Source organism: Pseudorhodobacter antarcticus, from assembly GCF_900110135.1.
Classification (GTDB): Bacteria; Pseudomonadota; Alphaproteobacteria; order Rhodobacterales; family Rhodobacteraceae; genus Pseudorhodobacter; species Pseudorhodobacter antarcticus.
This window is the reverse complement of the sequence record NZ_FOCO01000112.1, coordinates 1-1254: the sequence shown is the minus strand read 5'-3', so window position 1 is coordinate 1254 and position 1254 is coordinate 1. Positions and strand designations below refer to the sequence as shown.

The 1254-nt window shown below is 57.3% G+C and carries 3 protein-coding genes; all 3 read left to right on the top strand.

Features of this window, described 5'->3' with window-relative positions:
* The first annotated feature begins 121 nt into the window (after positions 1–121).
* On the top strand, positions 122–472 hold the full coding sequence (locus tag BMY36_RS19130; protein WP_175469352.1) for a transposase: 351 nt from the start codon (positions 122–124) through the stop codon (positions 470–472).
* Positions 469–819, top strand: a complete 351-nt coding sequence (gene tnpB / locus BMY36_RS19125) for an IS66 family insertion sequence element accessory protein TnpB (RefSeq protein WP_050519443.1) — start codon at positions 469–471, stop codon at positions 817–819. The genes BMY36_RS19130 and tnpB overlap by 4 nt, the downstream gene beginning before the upstream one ends.
* Positions 820–891: 72 nt before the next feature.
* Complete coding sequence (locus tag BMY36_RS19120; protein WP_050519444.1) at positions 892–1251, top strand: hypothetical protein; 360 nt, start codon at positions 892–894, stop codon at positions 1249–1251.
* Positions 1252–1254 lie beyond the last annotated feature (3 nt).

Below are 1254 nucleotides of genomic sequence, written 5' to 3'. Positions count from 1 at the left end.
CTAAACGATCCAACCACCACCACAGACAAGCATTTCAAAATGCTTGTCTGTGGCTCTTGTTTCGCACAAAAGCTGGGACCTTCATAAGACAAGCGGAGGTCACGAAGTGTGGGGGGGCTGGGTGCCCCGCAGACCAAGCGGACGCTTTAAGTGGCCGGATGAGCTCAAGGTCAAGATCATCGAGCGTATCGAGGGTGGAGAAAAAATCGCCGTCATTGCCCGTCAGGTTGGCGCAAAGGAATCCCTTGTCTCGAAGTGGGTGAAGGATCACCGGGATGCACTGTCGCGCCCCGTCGACAGGCTCGGAATCGTTGAGGTGGTTGGTGTTGCGAGGTCGCATTCGCACAACTCACAGCCGAAACTCGGCATCGCATGTGACCTTCATCTGGGCGACATGGTTTTATCGATCCCGGTCGGCTACCCTGGCACCCACCTGGCCGAAATCCTGCGCGCCCTGAGGGCGGGACAATGATTACCCCGGCCGGCAACTTCCGGATCTTCCTTGTGACCCAGCCTGTCGATTTCCGGAAGGGCATGGACGGGCTTGCCGGTCATGTTGCCGAACATTTTGATCGCGATCCGTTCGACGGGGCGATCTATGTGTTCCGATCCCGCCGCGCGGACCGCCTCAAGATGATCGTCTGGGACGGGACCGGTCTGGTTCTGGTCATGAAGCGCCTGAACGGCACGCAGTTCATCTGGCCGAAGCCGGGTTCCGAACCCATTACCCTTTCGAGGGTCCAGTTCGACGCCCTGTTCGAGGGCATCGACTGGCGCAACGTCGCGACGTCGGTCGTGCGCAAGCCCTCAATCATCTGATCTTTGCGCCGGCATTGTCAGCCTGCAGGCCCTCCGGCCTGTTTCCTTCAATCTTTTCGATGGACCATCGCCATGACTTCCTTTCGTTTCATCTATGCCAATTTTCCAAATCCGACCCTGTCGAAGAGCAAGATCAGCGCAAGGCTTGCAAGCTTTCGGCGCGGCCTGCTGGCAACCCAAAAGGGGTGGGAGCGTCCTTTGAACGAAGATGGCACACCAGATCCGCAGAAATGGCTAGATCTGTCCGACGACATTCGGCTTTCCTTGGCAGAGCAACGCAAGATCGACAGCCGTGCCGAGCGGATCAGCGACCGTCATGCGGCGTCCACAGGCCTGCAACATTTGCGGATGGATGATATGAGGCTCTGTTGCACAAATCCCATGAGGGATTCATCTTGTGAATCCAGCATGGTAGCTGTGTGGTATGAGTAAACC